General features: G+C 76.0%; 1 protein-coding gene and 1 pseudogene. Both read left to right on the forward strand.

Translation table 11 applies throughout. From position 1 onward, the window contains the following. A pseudogene (locus tag AB0O29_RS36250) lies at positions 1–669 on the forward strand (SMI1/KNR4 family protein); the annotation flags it as partial. A gap of 138 nt (positions 670–807) precedes the next feature. Further along, positions 808–1,128, forward strand: a 321-nt coding sequence (locus AB0O29_RS36255) for a ferredoxin (protein WP_365160802.1), incomplete at its 3' end; no start/stop codon positions are given.

Below are 1,128 nucleotides of genomic sequence, written 5' to 3' on the forward strand. Positions count from 1 at the left end.
GTGGGGGGCGGGCGGGGGCCGTTCGACGGGTTCCGGTGCGTGTGGGTCGAGGGCCTCGACCCGGCCGGGCTGCCCGCGCTGATCGGTGAGGAAGGGGCCGAACTGGGGGTGCTCACGGACCGGTTGGGGACCTGGCGGGTGCGGGGGCGGCAGGGGCGCGAGGGGGTGGAACCGTGGGAGGACCGGGCGGCCGTCGCCGTCGGCCGTACCGCCGAAGGGTGGGCGTTTGCCTTCGACGCCGACGCCGCTTACCTGAACGAGCGGTTCGTGTCCCCGGCCGTCGCCGCCTCCGCGCACGGCCGGGCGGTGGTGGTGTGGCGCGAGCCGAACCGCTCGTCCCCGGGCGGGCGGCCGGCCGCGTTCCACCTGTCGGTGGCCGAACGGGGGGAGGAGGTCTACGCGTTCACCGTGCGCGGTGATGACGTCCGGCGCTCCGGGACGGTGCCCGAGGCCCTGGACCCCGCCCGGCTGTTCCGGCCGGACGGCACCCCGTCGCAGGAGGACGGGCCGCGCGTGCCGGAGGCCCTCCACACCGAGCTGGGCCTGTCCCTCCCCCGCTTCGCCCTGACCGAGGGCGCGCTCCCCACCCTCACCACCCGTTCCTGGGCCCGGGCCCCGCGCGAGGGCGAGTCCTTCGCCTACCTCCGCTTCACCCGGCACCGGGGCTGAGGAGAGAGCGGGTCGGGTGCGGAAACGCAAGATCGGCGGGGCCTACCGTTTGCGGCCGGGGGCGGGGTATCCAGGTAGGGAGGCCCTCGTCGGGCGTCGCTCCCCCTCCCCCTCCCCCTCCTGGAACGGAGACCCGCCGTGGACGGCTGGTACGTGGACGACCGTTGCACCAACTGCGATGTCGCACGGCAGCTCGCGCCCGAGCTGATCGGCGAGGCCGACGGCAGGTCGCGGATCCTGCGCCCGCCGCGCGACGAGGCCGAGACGCGCCGCTTACACGCGGCCGTCTTCGCCTGCCCCACCCGCTCGATCCGTCACACCTCCGGGCAGCCGGACCGGCGGCTCGACCCCTTCCCGATGGAGCTGGACGCCGGCGGAGTGCGGGCGGGGCGGGGCGATGCCGAACTCGGAGAGCTTGCGGCGGCCTTCGGCGCTGATGTCGTCGGTGGACCAGGCGGG

Origin of the sequence: Streptomyces sp. NPDC089915 (assembly GCF_040684675.1) — a bacterium.
GTDB lineage: Bacteria > Actinomycetota > Actinomycetes > Streptomycetales > Streptomycetaceae > Streptomyces.